Source organism: Aeromonas sp. ASNIH7, assembly GCF_002903485.1.
Taxonomy (GTDB): domain Bacteria; phylum Pseudomonadota; class Gammaproteobacteria; order Enterobacterales; family Aeromonadaceae; genus Aeromonas; species Aeromonas caviae.
Genome location: NZ_CP026226.1, coordinates 3129526 through 3150032 on the forward strand (window position 1 = coordinate 3129526; position 20507 = coordinate 3150032).

Genomic DNA, 20507 nt, shown 5'->3' on the forward strand with positions numbered 1-20507 from the left:
GGCGTCACTCCTTCTCTTTGGCCTGCTTGCGCTGGACGTACAGATAGAGGCTTTCGACCTTCTCTCTGGCCCAGGGGGTCTTGCGCAAGAACTTCAGGCTGGACTTGATGCTGGGGTTATCGGTGAAGCAGCGGATATTGATCTGCTGCCCCAGCGCTTCCCAGCCATAGTGCGCGACCAGGGCGGTGACGATGGCCTCCAGGGTCAGCCCGTGCAGCGGGTTGTTCTTCTGGGAAGTGGGTTGATCGCTCATGCTTGCGCCGCCAGGGTGGCAAAGGGCTGACCCATGCGGGTGGTGACCCCGTTGGCCAGGTGCGGCGCGAAACCGGCCAGCATGCCCGGGCCAAACAGGCAGACGACTGTGCTGCCCAGCTTGAACAGGCCCATCTCGGCCCCCTTTTGCAGGGTGATGGCTTCGTCGCCGGTGTAGTCCCAGCGCACCACCTTCTTCTCTTTGGTCGGCGCTATGTTGCCGGCCCAGATGGTTTCGATGCTCGCGACGATAGTGGCACCGACCAGCACCAGGGCCATGGGGCCGTGGGGAGTACGGAAGGTGGCCACCACCCGCTCGTTGCGGGCAAACAGGTTGGGCACGTTCTCGGCCGTGAGGGGGTTGACGGAGAAGAGATCCCCCGGCACGAACACCATGCTCTCCAGCACGCCGTCCAGCGGCATGTGGATGCGGTGGTAATCCTTGGGTGCCAGATAGATGGTAGCGAAGTCGCCATCCTTGAACGGGGCCACCAGATCCTCATAGCCCCCCAGCAGCTCGCGGGCGCTGTAGTCGTGGCCCTTGGCCTGGATGATGCGACCTTGGCTGATGGGCCCGAGCTGGCTGACGGTGCCATCCACCGGCAGGGCCAGGGTCATGGCGTCTTCCACCACGGGGCGGATGCCGGGCTTGAGCTCGCGAGTGAAGAAGGCGTTGAAGCTCTTGTAGTGGGCCGGGCTCTCGTGCAGCGCCTCGCTCATGTCGACCTGGTACTGCTTGATAAAGGCCTCGATCACCCTGGTGGTGAGGTTGCCCGCTTCGGCGGCGGCAAGTTTGCCCACCAGGCGGGAGAGGGCGTGTTTGGGCAGGCAGTATTGACCGGCAATTTTCAGGTTGTCAGTGATGCTCATGATCTTCATCTGGGAATGAGTTGAACGGGTCACAGCCGCGCCTGTTGGCGACCGTGGCGGGCTTCCTGCATGGTTTCCAGGATGCGGTGGTAGTTGTGGAAGCGATCGGCGCTGATGGCGCCCGCTTCGACCGCGGCGCGCAGGGCGCAGCCGGGATCATCCTTGTGGGTACAGTCGCGAAACTTGCAGCCACCCAGGTAGTCGCGAAACTCGACGAAGCACCAGGTGATGCGGTCGGCTTCCAGGTGCCAGAGGGCGAACTCGCGGATCCCGGGGGAGTCGATGAGATCGCCGCCGCTCGGGAAGTGGTAGAGCCGCGCCGTGGTGGTGGTGTGCTGGCCGAGCCCCGAGTTCTCGGAGATCTCGCCGGTGAGCACGTCCAGCCCCGGCATCAGGGCGTTGGTGAGGGACGACTTGCCCACCCCGGACTGGCCCACGAAGATGCTGATCTTGTCGGTGAGCGCCGCCTTGAGGGCGTCGATGCCCTCACCGCTCTCGCAGCTCACCAGCAGCACCTCGTAACCGAGCTTGCGGTAGGTCTCGAGCTGGTGCTCGATACGGGCGCGGGCCGCGTCATCGAGCATGTCGACCTTGTTGAGCACGATGAGGGGCGCTATCTCCACATCTTCTGCCGCCACCAGGTAGCGGTCGACGATATTGGTGGAGAACTCTGGCATCACCGCCGAGACGATGATGATCTGGTCGATGTTGGCGGCGATGGGTTTGACCCCGTCGTAGAAGTCCGGCCGGGTCAGCACCGAGTGGCGCGGATGCACCGCCTCGATGACGCCGGCAGTCGCGGCATTGAGGCCGGGGCGCCACACCACCTTGTCGCCGCACACCAGGCTGCTGATGCTGCTGCGCCGCAGGTTGCTGCGGTGGATGGCACCATCGCTCGCCTCGACATCCGCGTGCTGGCCGAAACGGCTGATCACCACCCCTTCGATGGCGGGGCCGAACAGGGTGTCATCTACCACTGTGGTGTGCTCTTTTTGCAGCCGCCGCTCGCGGTTGGCCTGGACGCGCCTTTGTTGACCCAGATTGAGTTTTGCTTTCTTTGCCACGGGGTTTGCCAGTTTATGAACAGATTCAAAGCCAGTATGATACATGCAAATTGGCAAAATTCCGCCATTCCTCCCAATAGAGAGAGCAATCATGACAGTCAGCGCGCAGAACCTGGTATGGATCGACATGGAGATGACGGGTCTGGACCCCGAAGAGAACGTGGTACTGGAGATCGCCACCATCGTCACCGACAAGGACCTGAACGTGCTGGCCGAAGGGCCGGTCATCGCCATCCACCAGAGCGAGGAAGAGCTGGGCAAGATGGATGACTGGAACGTCAACACCCACACCAAGAGCGGGCTGGTGGCCCGGGTCAAGGCGAGTGAATACGACGAGGCCAAGGCCGTTGCCGAGACCCTCGCCTTCATTCGCCAGTGGGTGCCGGAGCGCACCAGCCCCCTGTGCGGCAACAGCATCGGCCAGGATCGCCGCTTCATGGTCAAGCACATGAGCGATCTGGAAGCCTTCTTCCATTACCGCAACGTGGACGTCAGCACCATCAAGGAGCTGGTCCGTCGCTGGCAGCCTGAACTGCTGGATCAGTTCAAGAAGAGTGGCTCCCACCAGGCGCTGGACGACATCCGCGAATCCATCGCCGAACTGCAGTTCTACCGCGCCCACGTCTTCAAAATCTGAGTGGCTGGCAAGGGGTTGCCGTCGTTCGGTTGCTAAAATCAGCAGTTCGGCCAGCTTTTGAGCGAACGGCTGCAACCAGACAAAAAAGCCCTTGCAATTGGAATGTCTGCTCTTATAATTCGGCTCCCGTACAGTAGCGCAAGCAACCAAATGCTGTACGGTCTGTTTTCAGGTTTTGCGGGAATAGCTCAGTTGGTAGAGCACGACCTTGCCAAGGTCGGGGTCGCGAGTTCGAGTCTCGTTTCCCGCTCCAAAATGTTTGCTGATGACGTTCCGATGCGGGAATAGCTCAGTTGGTAGAGCACGACCTTGCCAAGGTCGGGGTCGCGAGTTCGAGTCTCGTTTCCCGCTCCAATCATCAGCACAGCCTCAAGACAATCCATGTTGCGGGAATAGCTCAGTTGGTAGAGCACGACCTTGCCAAGGTCGGGGTCGCGAGTTCGAGTCTCGTTTCCCGCTCCAATATGCAGTGCCGGAGTCACCGCGTTGGTAGCGCATGTTGAGTGCTTGCCAAGGTCGGGGTAGCGAGCGCGAATCTCGTTGCTGGCTCCAAAAATATGTAAGTGATATTCCGATGCGGGAATAGCTCAGTTGGTAGAGCACGACCTTGCCAAGGTCGGGGTCGCGAGTTCGAGTCTCGTTTCCCGCTCCAATCACTTGCAGATGACATTCTGTTGCGGGAATAGCTCAGTTGGTAGAGCACGACCTTGCCAAGGTCGGGGTCGCGAGTTCGAGTCTCGTTTCCCGCTCCAATCACTTGCAGATGACATTCTGTTGCGGGAATAGCTCAGTTGGTAGAGCACGACCTTGCCAAGGTCGGGGTCGCGAGTTCGAGTCTCGTTTCCCGCTCCAATCACTTGCAGATGACATCCTGTTGCGGGAATAGCTCAGTTGGTAGAGCACGACCTTGCCAAGGTCGGGGTCGCGAGTTCGAGTCTCGTTTCCCGCTCCAATCTCTCTTCGAACCCTTCGAATTCAATCTCTCCCCCAAGTACACGAATCCAGTTTCTCAGTACCATCACTGCTGCGTCCTGTTGGTAGAGCATGATCCGCGCTTGCCAAGGTCGGGGTCGCGAGTTCGAGTCTCGTTTCCCGCTCCAATCTCTCTTCGAACCCTTCGAATTCAATCTCTCCCCCAAGTACACGAATCCAGTTTCTCAGTACCATCACTGCCGCGTCCTGTTGGTAGAGCATGATCCGCGCTTGCCAAGGCTGGGGTCGCGAGTTCGAGTCTCGTTTCCCGCTCCAATCTCTCTTCGACGTCCTCATAATCCCTTTGAATTGCCCATCACATCGCGCCGCGATGATTTGTCGTATCCGGCGTTTGCCTGCTTTCTCTCTTCCCCGCACATCCCAAGTCATAAGACCAAGATGTATTGCTTGCTAATAGCCTCCCGGAGATCGGGCACAACCCTTTGCGGTCGGCTAACAGGCTTGGCAGGGCCTGAATGACAGACAGTGGCTCGGTATAAGTTAAAACCGGGGCATTTACCCAAAACTCATCATTTTGATTTATAGCGGCTGGTGGCGGCCATAAGTGGCTTGCAGGTGGGGATGGCAAGCCCGGCAAGAGCTCTGCCGGTCGGGAAGGAAAGATCGCGGGCAAAAAAATAGGAGGGGCGATGGCTCCTCCTACGGGTTCACTGGCGCTGGCTCAGATAACGGTGACGTTCTCGGCCTGAGGGCCTTTTTTGCCCTGGGTCACAGTGAACTGGACTTTTTGACCTTCAGCCAGGGTCTTGAAACCTGCGCTCTGGATGGAGGAGAAGTGAACGAAAACGTCCGGTCCCTGGGATTGCTCGATGAAGCCAAAACCCTTGGTTTCGTTGAACCATTTTACTTGGCCGGTGCGAATGTCAGACATGTGGTAAGTCCTATCTATAACAAAATGAAACTAAGCCTGGTTGGGCAGCATTTGCCTGGAAGTCAGGGGTTGAAGCATGACTGACCACGTCTCTTTGTCCCAGTAGCATGTAGCACAATCCCTGTCTAAAGCCTGACCGATTGTACTGGAGCCCGATCCCTTGTCAATTTGGCACTTTTCATTTTTTGAGCGAGCTAAAAGTATTGTGAAGTCAGCAGCTTGTTTCATGCTTCACATCAAAAAAAACGGGAGGCCATGGCCTCCCGTCTGCATAAGGGGGTGTGGTCGAGCCCCCTTATTCCTTGAGGGCGAACCCTTCCCCCTGGCGGTCGTAGCGGTAGCTGACCTGACCGAGAGAGCGGACCTCGACCCGCTGGATGCGGCGGCTGGTGTCCACCAGGATGAACACCGACTTGCCCGACTGCAGCCGGGTCAGCGGCCTGTCCGGCCCTTCGATGGCGATGAGCCGGCTGAGCTCGGCCCCCGGCAGCTCGAACTTGCGGAAGATGGAGTAGAGGGTTTCACCGGCCTGCACGTCGTGCTGCAACCAGGTGCCATCCACTTTTTCCTCGACGGGCTTGGCGGCCTGGGGCTCACCGGCGTTGCCGACGGTCAGGGCCTGGGCCGGCACGGCCAGGGGGACCGCCAGGGAGCCTGACGGCGCCGTGGTCGGGGCGGTGGGGGCGGGCTCCCAGGCCAGCACCAGCAGCCAGAGCGGGATCAGCACCAGCAACCCTATGGTGTGTTTGCGGGGCAGGGGGCTTGCCAGCTTGAACGAGGCCGCCTTCGGCTCCTTGTTGCGCTGACCCAGGCCACTCATGCCCTGGCCGAGACGCTGGCGCAGGGGCAGGGTAGCCGCGTTGATACGTTGGAGCAGGGTTCCTTGTGATTCGTCTTGGCGACGCTGCTGGGCTCGTCTGTTATGGCCACGTGGGCGACGGTCCGGGGTGGGCACGGCATTTACCTCTCACTACATTGCCTGCCATCAGGCAAATATGCCGCCTATGGTAAACGGACTCGCCCCCGAGGGGGAGAGTCCGGAGCATGAAAATTATCAGCTGAGACGAAACTGACCCAACAATTGCTGCAAACGTTCCGCCGCCTGACGCAAGGCCTGACTGGCGTTGGCCGTGCTGGTGGCGTCCCTGGCGATGTCGTTGGCCAGTGCGCTGGTTTTTGACAGATTGCCGGAGACAGTCTCGGAAACCGAGCTCTGCTCCTCGGCGGCGGAGGCGATTTGGTAGGTCATGTCGTTGATGGTGGCGATGGCCTGGAAGATGCTGCCGAGGGCCGCCTCCGCCTGATCCGCTTCCCCCACCGCCTGATGGGTCAGCTGCTGGCTCTGCTGGATGGCGTTGACCGCGTTGGTGGAGCTGTGGCGGATCTTGTCGATCAGCTCCTGGGTATTCTGCACCGCCTGCTGGGTGTTGCCCGCCAGCTTGCGCACCTCGTCGGCCACCACCGCAAAACCGCGCCCCTGCTCGCCGGCCCGGGCCGCCTCGATGGCGGCGTTGAGTGCCAGCAGGTTGGTCTGATCGGCGATCCCCTGGATGACGGTGAGGATGCTGGTGATCTGCTCGCTGTCGTGAGCCAGCCCTTCCACCACTTCGGCTCCCTTGCCTGCCTCGGCGGCCACCTTGTGCATGGAGTGGATCACCCGCTGGAAGCGTACCTTGCCCTCGTCCGCCGCGCTCTGGGCCTGCTTGGCGGAGTCGGCGGTGTTGTTGGCGTGGGTGGCCACCTCCTGGCTGACGTAGGACATCTCCTGTACCGCGGTCAGCATCTGCTCCATCTCCGCCTGATGATGCTGCAGGTTGCTGTCGGTCTGTCCGGCGATGCGATCGGTATCCCCGGCGTGGCGATGGACCTCGCTCGCGGTCTTCTGCACATCCCCGAGCAAGGCCTGCAGCTTGTCGATGAAGCGATTGATGCCCCGGGCCAGGGCCCCCAGCTCGTCCCGGGAGCTGCTCTCCAGGCGCTTGGTGAGATCCCCCTCGCCGTCGGCGATGTCATCCACCAGGCTCACCATCTGGCGGATGGGGCCCGTGATGCTGCGGGCAATGACCAGCATGGTGCCAAGGGCCAGCGCCAGTACGATGAGGGCACCGATGAGCTGCTGGGTCATGGCGGCGCGGTTCATGTCGGTGAGCTGGCGTGCCAGCTCGTCCGCTCCCGCCAGCACCACCTTGTAGGGCAGGGTGACGATGATGGCCCAGTTGCGGGCCATGCCGGGCACCGCAATGGGCACCGAGATGCGAAACGCGTCGGTGAGCTCCTGGCGCTGCACGTCCGGTTTGAGGTACTGCTGCCAGCCGTTGCCGAGCACCTTGTCGGCGCGGCTGCCGAGCAGGCTGGCGTCGCCGCTGGTGCCGGTGATGACGCCGGCGGCGCTGACGATCAGGGTCTCCCCCTTGCCGTCATAGATGTTGCTGTTGAGGGACTGGGCCTGGCGGCTGATGGAGTCCACCGCCAGATCCAGCGCGGCGATGCCCTTGAACCGGCCATCCACCAGGATGGGGGTGGTGATGGTGCTCACCAGCACCTGCTGGCCGTTGATGTCCACCTTGAAGGGATCGATGAGGCAGGGGCGCCCCTCCCGTTTCGGGCAGGCATAGTAGTCGTTGGCCGGGTTGCCGAACTCGTCCGGATCGCTCTTCTCGATGGAGAGCAGCAGATCGCTGCCGATCTGATCCTTGTCGCGATAGAAATAGGGAACGAAGCGCCCCTTGTCGTCACTGCCGAGCGCGCTCTGGCCGGCGAAGCTTTCGTCCTGGCCGTCGAAGCCGTTGGGCTCGAAGCCCGCGAAGGCGCCATAGAGCTGGGGCTCCAAAGCAAGCTGGGCCTTGAGCAGATCGGTGGCCTGCTGGCGATCCAGCGGCAGTTTGCCCTCCTGCTGGCGGGCGAAAACGCTGGCCATCTGCTGGGTGTAGGAGAGCCCCTTTTGCAGCAGTTGGGTGATGGTGGCGGCCTCGGCGCGGGCGTTGGCGCTCACCTTCTGCCACGCCTCCTGTTGCAGGGCGGCGCGACTGGAGTCGATGGTGAGCTGCTGGGTCTGCCGGCCTGAATACTGGTTGAGCAGGATCAGGATGACCAGGGCCGTGGTCATGGCGACACCGGCCAGTACCAGGATACGATTCTGGATAGAACGAAACTGCATCGTGCGTTCCTTGTATCGTTGAGGGTTCGTTGACGGGGTGACTGAAGTATCGGCTGTGCGGGAGATCTCTCCAGCAACCTCGCCTAGCTAAGCGGGAAAAAAGGGAAAATTCTGAGACATCACTCTAAAACAGCGGTTTTTGCGGGAATAGACCCTATTTTCCCCTCTGCCTCGCCATGGTTTTCCCATCCGTCATTGTCGGTGCTAAAATGCGACGGTTTTTTTAACGAATTGGCCCAAGGCCCTCTACACAAGGCTTAAAGATGAAAGTCAAAACCCGTTTTGCTCCCAGCCCGACCGGCTTTTTGCATGTCGGCGGTGCCCGTACCGCACTCTATTCCTGGTTGTTTGCAAAGAACCAGGGCGGTGAGTTTGTGCTGCGTATCGAGGATACCGATCTGGAACGTTCCACTCAGGAGGCCATCGACGCCATCATTGAGGGCATGGAATGGCTGGAGCTGAACTGGGATGAGGGCCCCTACTACCAGACCAAGCGCTTCGATCGCTACAACGGCCTCATCGACGAGATGCTGGCCGACGGCCGTGCCTACAAGTGCTACTGCTCCAAGGAGCGGCTGGAAGCGCTGCGTGAAGGCCAGATGGCCAACGGCGAGAAGCCCCGCTATGACGGCAAGTGCCGGGATGGCGTCCACGATCACCCGGCCGATGCGCCGCACGTGATCCGCTTCCGCAACCCGACCGAAGGCTCCGTGGTGTTCGATGACCACGTCCGTGGCCGCATCGAGTTCGCCAACACCGAGCTGGACGATCTCATCATCCGCCGTACCGATGGCGCGCCGACCTACAACTTCTGCGTGGTGGTGGACGACTGGGACATGGAGATCACCCACGTGGTGCGTGGCGAAGACCACATCAACAATACCCCGCGCCAGATCAACATCTACAAGGCGCTGAACGCGCCGGTACCGGAATTTGCCCACGTCTCCATGATCCTGGGTGACGACGGCGCCAAGCTCTCCAAGCGCCACGGCGCCGTCTCCGTCATGCAGTACCGCGACGACGGCTACCTGCCGGAAGCGCTGCTGAACTATCTGGTGCGTCTGGGCTGGTCCCACGGGGATCAGGAGATCTTCACCCTGGACGAGATGATCAAGCTGTTCAGCCTGGATGCCATCTCCAAGTCTGCCTCTGCCTTCAACACCGACAAGCTCTTGTGGCTGAACAACCACTACATGCGTAGCCTGGATCCGGCCTATGTGGCCAAGCACCTGGCCTGGCACATGGAACACCAGCAGATCGACACCAGCAATGGCCCGGCGCTGGCCGAGGTGGTCACCCTGCTGGCCGAGCGCTGCAACACCCTGGTCGAGATGGCCGCCCAGAGCCGCTACCTGTTCGAAGAGTACGAAGCCATTGACGAAGCCGCTGCCAAGAAGCACCTGCGCGGCGTGGCTGCCGAGCCGCTGGCTCTGGCCAAGACCAAGCTGGCGGCCCTGGAGACCTGGACCACCGAGGCGCTGCACGAGCTGATTGAGGCCACTGCCGCCGAATTGGGTCAGGGCATGGGCAAGGTCGGCATGCCGCTGCGTGTGGCCGTCACCGGTTTGGGCCAGTCTCCTGCCATCGATGCCGTGATGGCGCTGGTGGGCAAGGAGCGGGTCCTCGCCCGCATCGATCGCGCCCTGGCGTACATCGAAGCGCGCATGGCCGCCGAGTAATTCAGTACGCCGGTACGGGCCAGTCCCCTGGCATCGCCGACGCCGTGATGGCGCTGGTGGGCAAGGAGCGGGTCCTCGCCTGTATCGATCGCGCCCTGGCGTACATCGAAGCGCGCATGGCCGCTGAATAAACATCGGCCATGGCATGAAAAGGGCCCCCTGACGGGGGCCCTTCGTATTTTGGCCTCAAGCGGATTTGCGACGTAAAACAGCGACATAGCGACGAGGTTGGCGGTAAAAACAGCTAACTGCCTGAATTTTGACTAAACGCTCCAGTGGGCGAGAATTTTGGGTTGACAGCAAAGCGGGTGATGCCTATCATGCGCCTCCGTTGCCAGAGATAACTTTGGTAGCGCCGAGGTGAGTTGGGGTTATAGCTCAGCTGGGAGAGCGCTTGCATGGCATGCAAGAGGTCCGCGGTTCGATCCCGCGTAGCTCCACCAAATTCTCCTCGAACAATCTGGAATCCAAGGGGTTATAGCTCAGCTGGGAGAGCGCTTGCATGGCATGCAAGAGGTCCGCGGTTCGATCCCGCGTAGCTCCACCAGGTTCCCGATTGACATGAAGTACCCAGGGCAGTGGGGTGTGTATCACCCAGGCCGACCTTTGTGGGGTTATAGCTCAGCTGGGAGAGCGCTTGCATGGCATGCAAGAGGTCCGCGGTTCGATCCCGCGTAGCTCCACCATTATTGAGGATGAATGGCCGCCAGAACCATTCGTTCAGTACCGAATTTGGGGTTATAGCTCAGCTGGGAGAGCGCTTGCATGGCATGCAAGAGGTCCGCGGTTCGATCCCGCGTAGCTCCACCAAATTCAGAGTGATTCAGTGTCACTCACACACATCGGGGTTATAGCTCAGCTGGGAGAGCGCTTGCATGGCATGCAAGAGGTCCGCGGTTCGATCCCGCGTAGCTCCACCATATTTCGCAAGAAAGCACCAAGGCCACCGCATCGCGGTGGCCTTTTTGTTTGCCTGTCATTTGGATTTCCCATGATCTCGCCCTTTGCATTTGTCTGGCAAATGGCGTTTCACCCTGTCCGCGAGGGCATCAGCGGCCCTGGCCGCCGCTGACGGGGGTGAGGGTGGGGATTGGCGCCGATGCCGCCATGGCCATGGCGCGGGCTGCACGATGCCATCCTCTGCCGCGTGGCGGTTGGCTCGTTCGGCAGCCTGCGATGGCGCTTCACCTTGTCCGCGAGGGTATCAGCGGCCCTGGCCGCCGCTGACGGGGGTGAGGGTGGAGATTGGCGCCGATGCAGCCATGGCCAAGGCGCGGGCTGCGCGATGCCATCCTCTGCCGTGTGGCGGTTGGTTCGTTCGGCAACCTGCGGGATACGCTATCCGGCCCCTGGAGTCAGCACCGGGTTTCCCCGTCGGCAGGGTGCCAGCCCCCCGGGAAAGGGGCGGAGTGGGGCAACAAGGTATTTATTAATCCCATGATGTGGCCCTTTGCATTTGTTTTTCAAATGGCCATGGCACAAAAAAAGCCCGCGATCATCGCGGGCTTTGCACCTGGCATCGAGGATGCCGCGTCTTAGCGACGGCGCCGCCAGGCGAGCGGCAACAGGGCCAGCAGCAGGGCGCCCATGGCGCCGCCACCCCCCTTGCTCGCTTCCTTGAGCTTGAGATCGACGATGACGGGGTCGTGGTCCGAGGCGCTGAAGGGGTTGTCCGACTTGATGAGGTCGCCGGTGTAGGCGCTGCCATATTCGAACAGGTTGCTCTCGAAGGAGTTGATGTGCCAGTCGGCCACCGCCACCACCTTGTCAGCCAGCGCCGAGTTGGCGAGGGCGTAGTCCAGGGTGCCGAGCTCGGCCTCGTAGCTGTAGGAGATGGCCTTCTCCTGGTTGAACTTGACGTTCAGATCCACCAGGCCGTAACCCTTGGCCACCGTCCGGCCCATCTGCTCATAGGGCTTGTCGCCGATGTAGGTGTGGGAGGCGGAGCGGATCTGGCGCTCCCCCGCGACCGGCGCATAGTCGGTCAGCACACGGATGGGATCCTCCTTGGCGTAGGAGTTGAAGTCCCCCACCAGCAGCACCTGGCCCGGCATCTTGCTCACCGCCTCCCCCAGCACCTTGGCGGCGCTCACCCGAAACTCGGTGCACTTGCCCTGCAGATCCGCAGGCTCCGTCTTGCCATCCCCGTTCTCATAGCAGCCCGACCCCTTGGACTTGAGGTGGTTGACCACCAGGGTCAGGGGGGCGTCGCTGCCCGCCACGGTGAAGCGCTGGACTAGGGAGTCCCGCTGACCGGCGCTCTTGGTGACGCCGCCCGTGGTGTAGCGCTGCTGGGGCAGGGGGATGACGTCGGCATCCCCGCTCGGGGTGAGCAGGGCGGGGCGGTAGATCATGGCCACCATGATGGCGTCGCCGCCAAAGAAGCGATCCTCCGTGAGCAGGGCCTTGGGCAGGGTGACGAAGGCGTAGTGCTTGCTCGCCTCCTTCTGCCTGGCGTTGAGGCTCTCCACCAGATCGTGGAGGGCTGCGTGCTCGTCAAAGCCGTTGTTCTCCATCTCCATCAGGCCGAGCAGGTCGGCGTCCATCTCGGTGATGGCGTTGACGATCTTGGCGCGCTGCAACTGGAACTCCTCCAGGCTCTTGGCGCCGCGGTTGCAGCCCTTGGCGCTGTCCGCATCCGCCTGATCCGCGCAGAGCACGTTGAGGGCGCCCCCCACGCTGGAGTGGCTGGTGAAGTAGTTGAGCACGTTGAAGCTGCCGATGCGAAGGTCAGTGCCATCCAGGCGGGCCGGGGCGCTCTGGCGGTCGTTGTCGCCGGTGCGCAGCAGATCCCCCGCGGTGATGGTCTGATCCCGGGGCACGATCAGGCGGTACTCGTTGTAGCTGTAGCCGACCATGGCCTCCAGATTGACAGGGGCATCGCCGATGCGCAGGTAACCCTGCTCCGGCTCCCAGGCGGGCAGCCAGGGGAGCTTGCCGTCCCCCGCCTTGACGTCCGACTCGAGGAAGACCCGGTTGCTGGCGTTGGCCTCGGCCAGCGCCACGGCCTCGGGGCTGCTCGCCACATGGAGCTGGGTCGGCTTCATCAGCGGGGCGCCGTGAGCGAGCACCAGGTTGTTGCGCCGGGCGGCATAGTCGTAGCTGAAGTTGCGGCTTATCTTGAGGGCGCTGTCGGCGTCAAGGCGTACCCGCATCCCTTCGTGACGCTCCAGGGCCCGGGCCAGGGTTTCCCCCTCCAGTACCCGCAGCGCCGTGGCGGCCGGGGCGGCGCCCTGGGCCAGGGTTGTCAGGCGCGGCGTGCTGCCGTCAAACAGGGGCTTGAGCTGGGTGTGGCCGTAATACCTGACTCTTATACACAAGTAGCGCCCTGAACGGAACCATTCCCGTTTTCCAGGATCTGATCTTCCATGTGACCTCCTAACATGGTAACGATCATGATAACTTCTGCTCTTCATCGTGCGGCTGACTGGGCTAAATCTGTGTTCTCTTCGGCGGCGCTGGGTGATCCTCGCCGTACCACCCGTCTGGTTAACGTCGCCGCTCAATTGGCAAAATGTTCTGGAAAATCAATAACCATCTCATCAGAGGGCTGTGAAGCCATGCAGGAAGGCGCTTACCGATTTATCCGCAATCCCAACGTCTCTGCCGAGGCGATCAGAAAGGCTGGCGCCATGCAAACCGTCAAGTTAGCTCAGGCGTTTCCCGAACTGCTGGCCATTGAGGACACCACTTCTTTGAGTTATCGCCACCAGGTCGCCGAAGAGCTTGGCAAGCTGGGTGCTATTGGAGATAAATCCCGCGGATGGTGGGTTCACTCCGTTCTCTTGCTCGAGGCCACTACATTCCGCACCGTAGGATTACTGCATCAGGAGTGGTGGATGCGCCCGGATGACCCTGCCGACGCGGATGAAAAGGAGAGTGGCAAATGGCTGGCTGCGGCCGCAACTAGCCGGTTACGCATGGGCAGTATGATGAGCAACGTGATTGCGGTCTGTGACCGCGAAGCCGATATCCATGCTTACCTGCAGGACAAACTGACACATAAAGAGCGATTTGTAGTGCGCTCCAAGCACCCGCGCAAGGACACTGGCTCCGGATTGTATCTGTACGACCATCTGAAAAACCAACCGGAGCTGGGTGGCTATCAGATCAGCATCCCGCAAAAGGGCGTGGTGGATAAACGCGGTAAACGTAAAAATCGACCCGCCCGCAAGGCGAGCTTGAGCCTGCGCAGTGGGCGCATCACGCTAAAACAGGGGAATATCACGCTCAATGCGGTGTTGGCCGAGGAGATTAACCCGCCCAAGGGTGAGACCCCGTTGAAATGGTTGTTGTTAACCAGTGAACCCGTCGAGTCACTAGCCCAAGCCTTGCGGGTCATCGACATATACACCCATCGCTGGCGGATCGAGGAGTTCCATAAGGCATGGAAAACCGGAGCTGGAGCCGAGAGGCAACGCATGGAGGAGCCGGATAATCTGGAGCGGATGGTCTCGATCCTCTCGTTTGTCGCGGTCAGGCTGTTACAGCTCAGAGAAAGCTTCACGCTGCCGCAAGCACTCAGGGCGCAAGGGCTGCTAAAGGAAGCGGAACACGTAGAAAGCCAGTCAGCTGAAACGGTGCTGACTCAGGATGAATGTCAGCTACTGGGCTATCTGGACAAGGGAAAACGCAAGCGCAAAGAGAAAGCAGGTAGCTTGCAGTGGGCTTACATGGCGATAGCCAGACTGGGCGGTTTTATGGACAGCAAGCGAACCGGAATTGCCAGCTGGGGCGCCCTCTGGGAAGGTTGGGAAGCCCTGCAAAGTAAACTGGATGGCTTTCTTGCCGCCAAGGATCTGATGGCGCAGGGGATCAAGATCTGATCAAGAGACAGCCGTAATACTCCTCGACCTTGGCCTCCAGACAGACCAGGGCGCCCGGCTGGATGTCCGGGTACTTGCTGGCGAAGTTCTTGTCGTTGAGGTAGACGAAAATGCCGTCCGACGTCTCGGGGTTGCCGTCCCCCTGCACATCCAGCAGGTAGAAGCCCTTGTTGAGGCTTTCCCCCAGACCCGAGACCACCGCCTTGACCGAGACGCTCTGGGCGCTTTCGAACTGATCGTCCGGGACGAGGGGGCTCTTGTCGCCGCTGCCCTGGATGGCGGGGATGGGGGTGAGGGCACTGTCGGCCGGGCAACTGAAGCCGGCGGCGTAGAGAGACGGGGACGCGAGCGCGAGCCCCACGGCCAGCGACAGCAGGGTAGGTGTTCCTTTCATGGGTATTCCTTTTTTTATTTTGCCAGTGTTTCCATAGCCTTGGCATCGTGGCCAAGGGCGCGCATTGTCACATTTCTGGCAGCTCTGACCAGTGAACCAACGCACATTATGAGGAGACAAAGGAGCCCATCTGCCATTTTTTGACGTGGCTAACAGTTTGATATTGATGATCTATTTGTCATCAGGTGGGAGCGAAAAGTGTGAGGCCGCCAGCATTCACATATTTTCCTTCGAGAATAAAGATTGAGCAGTGGTCACTTGCTTCCTATACTCGAGCCGTTCCTCACGGAACCCAGGCAAAGGGCAAACCGGCAGTGATGCCGGGACGCAAAGCCTCCGATCTGTCCCATCCGGGCCAGACAGCGGGGTTACCCAGGGTGACTTGAGGGTTTGTGGCCCGTCCATGGCCTGTTGTCGCTCCCTTGTTCCCTGTTGCGATTGCGCTTTTCCCGGTATTGAAGCCAAGACAAAACAAGGAAGATAACAATATGCAACAGATCTTGAGGCCCAGCAGGCTTGCCATGCTGGTCGCCCTTGCGGCCGTCCCTGCCTGGGCGCAGGCCGCTTACCCCGCCTATCAGGCCGGCACCGCCTACAAGGCTGGCGACATCGTCAGCAACGCAGGCGCCCTCTATGAATGCAAGGAATTCCCTTACTCCGGCTGGTGCGGCGCGTCCCCCTACCACTATGCCCCCGGGGTCGGCACCGTCTGGGCCGATGCCTGGAAGCTGTATGGTGGCGAGGTGCCGCCACCGTCCCTGGTCGTCGCCATCGGCTCCCCCGCCGTGGGTGCCAGCGTCAGCGAGGGGGCCAGTGTGGCCCTGGCGGTGACGTTGAGCGGCCCGGTCACGGCGCTCGCCCGGGTGGAATACCTCATCGACGGCACCCTGGTCGCCACCGCCACGGCTTCTCCCTGGAGTGCCAGCTGGTCTGCTGCCGGTGCGGGCAATCACGCCCTCAAGGCCCGGGCGCTGGATAAAGACGGCAAGGTGCTGAGCGAGGCGGATTCGAGCTTCAAGGTCGCCGCCGTGGTGGCGCCAGAGGCGCCCAGGGTGAGCATCGCAAGCCCCGCCGCCGGTGCCAGGGTGACCCTGGGCCGCGCCCTCACCGTGAGCGGCAATGTCACCGACGCCAATGACGACGTCGCCAAGGTCGAGCTCTTCGTGAATGGCCAGAAGGTGGGCGAGGACACCAGCGCCCCCTGGCAGCTGAGCTGGACGCCCCAGAACAAGGGGCTGACCGGCCTCAAGCTGGTGGCGACCGACAAGACCAACCTCTCTGGCGAGTCGGCCCAGGTGGACGTGCAGGTGGAAGAGGCGGCCCTGCCCCCTACCGGCGGCAACCTCTCCTGCGACGTGCGCCAGATCTACCGCGCCGACGGCAGCGAGTGCATGGGGGATGACCACGGCCGCCGCGTCATCGGGTATTTCACCTCCTGGCGCACCGGCAAGAACGGCCTGCCCGCCTACCTGGTGAGCGACATTCCCTGGGACAAGATCACCCACATCAACTACGCCTTCGCGGCGGTGGACGAGCAGAGTCACACCATCAAGGTGGATGACGCCGCCACCAAGCTGACCTGGAACGGGGTGCCGGGCGCCGAGATGGATCCGGAGTTCGCCTATCAGGGCCACTTCAACCTGCTGTCCAAGTACAAGAAGCAGTACCCGGACGTGAAGACCCTCATCTCCGTCGGGGGCTGGGCCGATACCCGCGGCTTCTACGCCGCCACCACCAAGGGTGACTGCTCGGTCAACACCGCCGGCATCAACGCCTTTGCCGACTCGGCCGTGGGCTTCATCCGCCAGTACGGCTTCGATGGGGTGGATATCGACTACGAGTACCCCACCTCTATGAAGGATGCGGGCAACCCCAACGATTTCCCGCTCTCCAACCAGTGTCGCGGCAAGCTCTTTGCGAACTATGAAGTGCTGATGAAGACCCTGCGCAACAAGCTCGACAGCGCCGGCACCGAGGACGGTCGCAAGTACATGCTGACCATCGCCTCGCCGGCCTCGGCCTACCTGCTGCGCGGCATGGAGAACTTCCAGGTCACCCAGTACCTCGACTACGTCAACCTGATGACCTATGACTTCCACGGTGCCTGGAACCACTTCGTCGGTCACAACGCCGCCCTGTTCGACAACAAGGCGGATCCCGAGTTGTCCCAGTGGGGTGTCTACACCCAGGCCCAGTTTGGCGGCATCGGCTATCTCAACTCCGCCTGGGCGGCCCACTACTTCCGTGGTGCCCTGGCGGCGGGCAAGATCAACATAGGGGTGCCCTATTACACCCGTGGCTGGCAGGGGGTCAGCGGTGGCACCCACGGTCTGGGTGGCAAGGCGGCGCTGCCGAGCCAGAGCGATTGCCAGCCGGGCACCGGTGGCAGCACCATTCCGTGCGGCAACGGGGCGGTGGGCATCGACAACATCTGGCATGACCTTGACAAGAACGGCAAGGAGATTGGCGGCGGCGCCGTGCCCATGTGGCATGCCAAGAACCTGGAGCACGCGGCCAGCCTCGGCATCACCACCCTGCCGAGCTACGGCCAGGCCTGGGGTCTGGATCCCAACAACCCGGCCCACGTGATGCAAGGCCAGTATGTGCGTTACTACGACGACAAGGCCCATGCGCCCTGGCTCTGGAACGAGCAGAAGAAGGTGTTCCTCTCCACCGAAGATGAAGAGTCCATGGGTCACAAGCTCGACTACATCGTCAAGCGGGGCCTGGGGGGCGTCATGTTCTGGGAGATGGCGGGGGACTATGACTTCGACGCCGCGAAGAACGAGTACGTGATGGGCAGCACCCTCACCAGCCTTGCCTACGAGAAGTTCAGCAAGGCCGACAAGGCGGCCCTGAAGCAGAATGATCTGCCGGCGCCGGCTGCCCAGCTCGACATCGGCGTGAGCCTCTCCGGCTTCAAGGAAGGGGACTCCAACTACCCGATCAACCCGACCCTCAAGCTCACCAACAAGTCGACCCAGACCATACCTGGCGGCACCCGCATCGAGTTCCTGGTCCCCACCTCCACCTCAGACACCATCACCGACCAGAGCGGCATGGGACTGAAAGTGGTGGAGAGCGGCGGCAACCAGAACTCGGACGGCATCGCCAATGAGAAGGACTTCCACAAGGTGGCTCTGACGCTGCCGGTCTGGAAAGCCTGGACGCCGGGCACCGACGTGGAAGTGGCCATGACCTACTACCTGCCGGCCGCCGGCGTGCCGAGTGGCATGCGCCTGATTGCCGGCAGCCAGACCATAGGCCTGAAGTCCGACTTCCCGGCCCTGGCCGAGGCGGTGCTGGGCAGCAGTGGCGGTGGTGACGGCGGCAGCGGTGGCACCACCTGTGCCAGCCAGAACGTCAACCCGGCGGACTACAACGCCTATCCGACCTGGCCGCGCGGGGATCACGCCAATGGCAACGACCGCATGACCCACAACAAGAGGGTGTGGCAGGCCAACTGGTGGACCAGCAGCGAGCCCAAGGCGGGCGATGGCAGCTGGAAACTGATATGCAGCTACTGAGTTGTCTAGGCTGCTATACCAGCAGCGAACTCAGAGTGGGCGACGGCAGCTGGAAGCTGGTGTGCAGCTACTGATGACCGTTTGAGCGGCAGGCCGGCACTTTGCATGGCCTGTTTTCTCGCAACGCAACGACCCAATCCGGAGCCCAGGCTCCGGATTTTTTTGTGCCTTGTATCAGGAGAAGGGGGGGAAAGGGCAGGGGCGGTGCCATAAAAAAGACCGCTCCGAAGAGCGGCCAATTGCCACCAAGGCAATCTGCGGGGTGACCCCCTTGTCGATGTGTCGCGGCCCGGATGCCGAGTCGGGGAGATCCCCGCCCCGCCAGCCGGGCCGCGCAGCTTTATTGGGTGACGGCGCCGCCCTGCTGCTCTTTCAAGAAGCTGATCCAGGGGGAAGCGCGACCACTGACATTGCCATTCTGGGCGGCCTGAGTGAAGGCGGAGAGCGCCTCCTTGGGCTTTTGCTGCTCAAAATAGGCGACCCCGGTCAGGAACTTCAGATCCGCCCGCTGCTCGCCGCTGGCGTTGGCGGCAGGCTTGGCGGCGAAGGCCACCAGATCCTGGTAGCGCTTGCTCTGGATCATCATGCGCGCCATCTTGAGCTGCAGCTCGGCATTGGGGGCCAGCTTGTAGGACTTGGCCAGGGTGTCGATGGCCGGGTCCAGCTCCTTGGCCTGATGCCAGTAGTTGGCCAGCGTCTTGTAGTTGGCCGCGGTGCTCTCGATCTGCCCCTCCTTCATGGCTTTCTCCATCACGCGGGCGGCGCGGTGGGGAATGCCGGCGAAGGCGAGGTAGTTGGCGAGCCGCTGCAACTCGTTGGCTTCGGTCAGCATGCCGAGGTTGTAGGCCCCTTCCAGTGCCGCCAGGGCCTTGGCATCGTTGCCCGCCTGCATGTGCATGGCCGAGAGCTGGGTCCAGTACTTCTTCTTCTCCGGGTAGCGGTCCACCAGGGCGGTCAGCACCTCGGTGGCCGGCTTGTACTGTTTCAGCTCGTAGTGGGCCGCCATCTTCAGCAGGTACCAGGACTCCGGCGCCTTGCCCGCGGAGAGCTTGATCGCGTTGTCCACCGCCGGAATGGCTTCCCGGTACTGCTTGAGCTGCACATGGGCGTTGGCCAGGGTGATGTAGGCGTGCGGGGTCGGCTTCTCGTCCTTGCCGAGGTTTGCGAACCACTCCTTCATGGTGTTGATGGAACCCTTGAAGTTCCCCTCCGCCATGTAGAGCTGGGCCAGGTTGTAGCGCACCTGCTGGGCCACCGGGGGCGGCAGGCCGCCGGTGGCGATGGCGTCGGCGAAGTACTTGGTCGCCTGACCGTACTTCTCCTGCTGCGCCGCCACGAAGCCCAGGGTCTGCAAAATGACCCCCTTGTCGTAGACCCGCTCGCCAGCGCCGGACAGCGCCTCCTGCAGCTTGGCATTGGCCTCGCCGTATTTCTTCTCGGTGATCAACGCCTGGGCCTTGTTGACCGCGCGGTAGGCGCGGTCAGACAGGGCGGGCTGCTCGGCGGCCCAACCGGCGGTGCTGAGCAGCACCGCCATGGCGACCGGGGCGAGGATCAGGGTGTGTAACTTTTTCATCGCCACCTTCCTTAGTTGGTCGCAAACTCGATCTCTTGCTGCATGCGACTGGCCTGCGGCTTGCCATCCACCATGGCCGGTTTGAACGTCCATTTGGCGATGGTCTGGCGCGCCGCCTTGCCGAGGTCATAGCTGCGGGGCTCTTCCTTGACGATGCGGATGTTGCTCACGGTACCGCGCTCGGTGACGGTGAACTCCACCAGCACCTTGCCGGACGCGAGACCGGCCAGGGCCGCCTTGCGGGGCATCATGGGCTCGAAGGTCGCCATCGGGATGGCGCCGTTGTTGCCGCCCATGCCGCCGCCACCGCCGCCGGTGCTGTAGGCACCCAGGGCGTTGCCGCCACCGATGTTGACCGGGATGTCGAGTTTGGGCATGTCCATGGGGGAGCTGTCCATCTTAGGCCTGTCCGTGCTCGCCACCTCCATCTCGGGCGGGGGAGGCGGGCGTTTCGGGGGCGGCGGTTTGGGCAGTTCCCGTTGTTTCTCTTGCAGGGTCTCCTGAGGCTTGAGGCGGATGAAGTCGGTCATGGTGACGTCCTCCCGCTCCGTCAGCTCCCGGTGATCCGGCGTGATGAGCTTGTTCATTCCCAGAAACAGGAAGAACACCACCACGCAGGAGACCGCTAACGATATCAGGTATCTCATGGCATTCGCTCCGG

12 protein-coding genes, 12 tRNA genes, 3 pseudogenes and 1 riboswitch are annotated in these 20507 nt (G+C 61.9%); of the genes and pseudogenes, 17 read left to right on the forward strand and 10 right to left on the reverse strand.

Annotated features, from left to right (window positions below; genetic code table 11):
• Window positions 1–4 precede the first annotated feature (4 nt).
• From C2U47_RS14675 to rsgA, 3 genes are read right to left on the reverse strand one after another with little or no spacing between them, the layout of a single operon-like run.
• On the reverse strand, window positions 5–253 hold the full coding sequence (locus C2U47_RS14675; RefSeq protein ID WP_010675488.1) for a VF530 family DNA-binding protein: 249 nt from the start codon (window positions 251–253) through the stop codon (window positions 5–7).
• The gene (gene asd / locus C2U47_RS14680) at window positions 250–1122 is read right to left on the reverse strand and encodes an archaetidylserine decarboxylase (RefSeq protein ID WP_029314786.1); all 873 of its coding nucleotides are present in this window, start codon (window positions 1120–1122) and stop codon (window positions 250–252) included. The genes C2U47_RS14675 and asd overlap by 4 nt, the downstream gene beginning before the upstream one ends.
• A 29-nt stretch (window positions 1123–1151) precedes the next feature.
• Window positions 1152–2186, reverse strand: a complete 1035-nt coding sequence (gene rsgA / locus C2U47_RS14685; RefSeq protein WP_039040203.1) for a small ribosomal subunit biogenesis GTPase RsgA — start codon at window positions 2184–2186, stop codon at window positions 1152–1154.
• 91 nt (window positions 2187–2277) lie between these two features.
• Between rsgA and orn the strand changes: the two genes are divergently transcribed.
• The 8 genes from orn (at window position 2278) to C2U47_RS14725 (ending at window position 3775) form a co-directional block, all read left to right on the forward strand.
• Window positions 2278–2823: an oligoribonuclease gene (gene orn, locus C2U47_RS14690; RefSeq protein ID WP_042014296.1), complete on the forward strand. Its 546-nt coding sequence runs from the start codon at window positions 2278–2280 to the stop codon at window positions 2821–2823.
• 177 nt (window positions 2824–3000) lie between these two features.
• Window positions 3001–3076, forward strand: a tRNA-Gly gene (locus tag C2U47_RS14695).
• A 25-nt stretch (window positions 3077–3101) separates the two neighbouring features.
• Window positions 3102–3177: transfer RNA gene (locus C2U47_RS14700), tRNA-Gly, on the forward strand.
• A 32-nt stretch (window positions 3178–3209) separates the two neighbouring features.
• Window positions 3210–3285 (forward strand) — tRNA-Gly (locus C2U47_RS14705).
• 114 nt (window positions 3286–3399) lie between these two features.
• A tRNA-Gly gene (locus C2U47_RS14710) sits at window positions 3400–3475 on the forward strand.
• A 24-nt stretch (window positions 3476–3499) separates the two neighbouring features.
• Window positions 3500–3575: transfer RNA gene (locus C2U47_RS14715), tRNA-Gly, on the forward strand.
• Between the two features lie 24 nt (window positions 3576–3599).
• Window positions 3600–3675, forward strand: a tRNA-Gly gene (locus tag C2U47_RS14720).
• 24 nt (window positions 3676–3699) lie between these two features.
• Window positions 3700–3775, forward strand: a tRNA-Gly gene (locus C2U47_RS14725).
• Window positions 3776–4477: 702 nt separating this feature from the next.
• Here C2U47_RS14725 and C2U47_RS14730 read toward each other — a convergent pair.
• From C2U47_RS14730 to C2U47_RS14740, 3 genes are all read right to left on the reverse strand, one after another.
• Window positions 4478–4687: a cold-shock protein gene (locus C2U47_RS14730; protein ID WP_005297820.1), complete on the reverse strand. Its 210-nt coding sequence runs from the start codon at window positions 4685–4687 to the stop codon at window positions 4478–4480.
• 295 nt (window positions 4688–4982) lie between these two features.
• Window positions 4983–5642 carry a LysM-like peptidoglycan-binding domain-containing protein gene (locus C2U47_RS14735; protein ID WP_069784389.1) on the reverse strand — a complete coding sequence of 220 codons (660 nt, stop codon included), beginning with the start codon at window positions 5640–5642 and terminating at the stop codon, window positions 4983–4985.
• Window positions 5643–5741: 99 nt separating this feature from the next.
• Window positions 5742–7844, reverse strand: coding sequence for a methyl-accepting chemotaxis protein (locus C2U47_RS14740; RefSeq protein ID WP_199766812.1), 2103 nt, complete (start codon window positions 7842–7844; stop codon window positions 5742–5744).
• Window positions 7845–8107: 263 nt separating this feature from the next.
• On the opposite strand from C2U47_RS14740, the gene gltX reads away from it, so the two are divergent.
• From gltX to C2U47_RS14775, 7 genes and pseudogenes are all read left to right on the forward strand, one after another.
• Entirely contained in the window at window positions 8108–9523 is a 1416-nt protein-coding gene (gltX, locus tag C2U47_RS14745; protein WP_102948423.1) for a glutamate--tRNA ligase, read from the forward strand.
• An 11-nt stretch (window positions 9524–9534) separates the two neighbouring features.
• A pseudogene (locus C2U47_RS23770) lies at window positions 9535–9654 on the forward strand (glutamyl-tRNA synthetase); the annotation flags it as partial.
• A gap of 236 nt (window positions 9655–9890) precedes the next feature.
• Window positions 9891–9966: transfer RNA gene (locus C2U47_RS14755), tRNA-Ala, on the forward strand.
• Window positions 9967–9994: 28 nt separating this feature from the next.
• Window positions 9995–10070: transfer RNA gene (locus tag C2U47_RS14760), tRNA-Ala, on the forward strand.
• A 63-nt stretch (window positions 10071–10133) separates the two neighbouring features.
• Window positions 10134–10209: transfer RNA gene (locus tag C2U47_RS14765), tRNA-Ala, on the forward strand.
• A gap of 48 nt (window positions 10210–10257) precedes the next feature.
• A tRNA-Ala gene (locus C2U47_RS14770) sits at window positions 10258–10333 on the forward strand.
• 34 nt (window positions 10334–10367) lie between these two features.
• Window positions 10368–10443 (forward strand) — tRNA-Ala (locus C2U47_RS14775).
• Between the two features lie 615 nt (window positions 10444–11058).
• Here the strand turns inward: C2U47_RS14775 and C2U47_RS14785 are convergent.
• Window positions 11059–12825 (reverse strand): annotated as a pseudogene (locus C2U47_RS14785) (ExeM/NucH family extracellular endonuclease); the annotation flags it as partial.
• Window positions 12826–12918: 93 nt separating this feature from the next.
• Between C2U47_RS14785 and C2U47_RS14790 the strand changes: the two are divergent.
• On the forward strand, window positions 12919–14349 hold the full coding sequence (locus C2U47_RS14790; protein WP_041207141.1) for an IS4-like element ISAeme22 family transposase: 1431 nt from the start codon (window positions 12919–12921) through the stop codon (window positions 14347–14349).
• 13 nt (window positions 14350–14362) lie between these two features.
• Here C2U47_RS14790 and C2U47_RS14795 read toward each other — a convergent pair.
• Window positions 14363–14743: pseudogene (locus C2U47_RS14795) on the reverse strand (ExeM/NucH family extracellular endonuclease); the annotation flags it as partial.
• Window positions 14744–15035: 292 nt separating this feature from the next.
• A riboswitch (cyclic di-GMP riboswitch) is annotated at window positions 15036–15119 on the forward strand.
• A gap of 112 nt (window positions 15120–15231) precedes the next feature.
• Between C2U47_RS14795 and C2U47_RS14800 the strand changes: the two are divergent.
• A complete protein-coding gene (locus C2U47_RS14800; protein WP_010675479.1) occupies window positions 15232–18270 on the forward strand; it encodes a glycosyl hydrolase family 18 protein in 3039 nt (1012 codons plus the stop codon).
• 340 nt (window positions 18271–18610) lie between these two features.
• Here the strand turns inward: C2U47_RS14800 and C2U47_RS14805 are convergent, their stop codons facing one another.
• Both C2U47_RS14805 and C2U47_RS14810 read right to left on the reverse strand, forming a co-directional pair.
• Complete coding sequence (locus C2U47_RS14805; protein ID WP_010675478.1) at window positions 18611–19846, reverse strand: tetratricopeptide repeat protein; 1236 nt, start codon at window positions 19844–19846, stop codon at window positions 18611–18613.
• Between the two features lie 11 nt (window positions 19847–19857).
• Complete coding sequence (locus C2U47_RS14810; RefSeq protein WP_010675477.1) at window positions 19858–20493, reverse strand: energy transducer TonB; 636 nt, start codon at window positions 20491–20493, stop codon at window positions 19858–19860.
• Window positions 20494–20507: the final 14 nt, after the last annotated feature.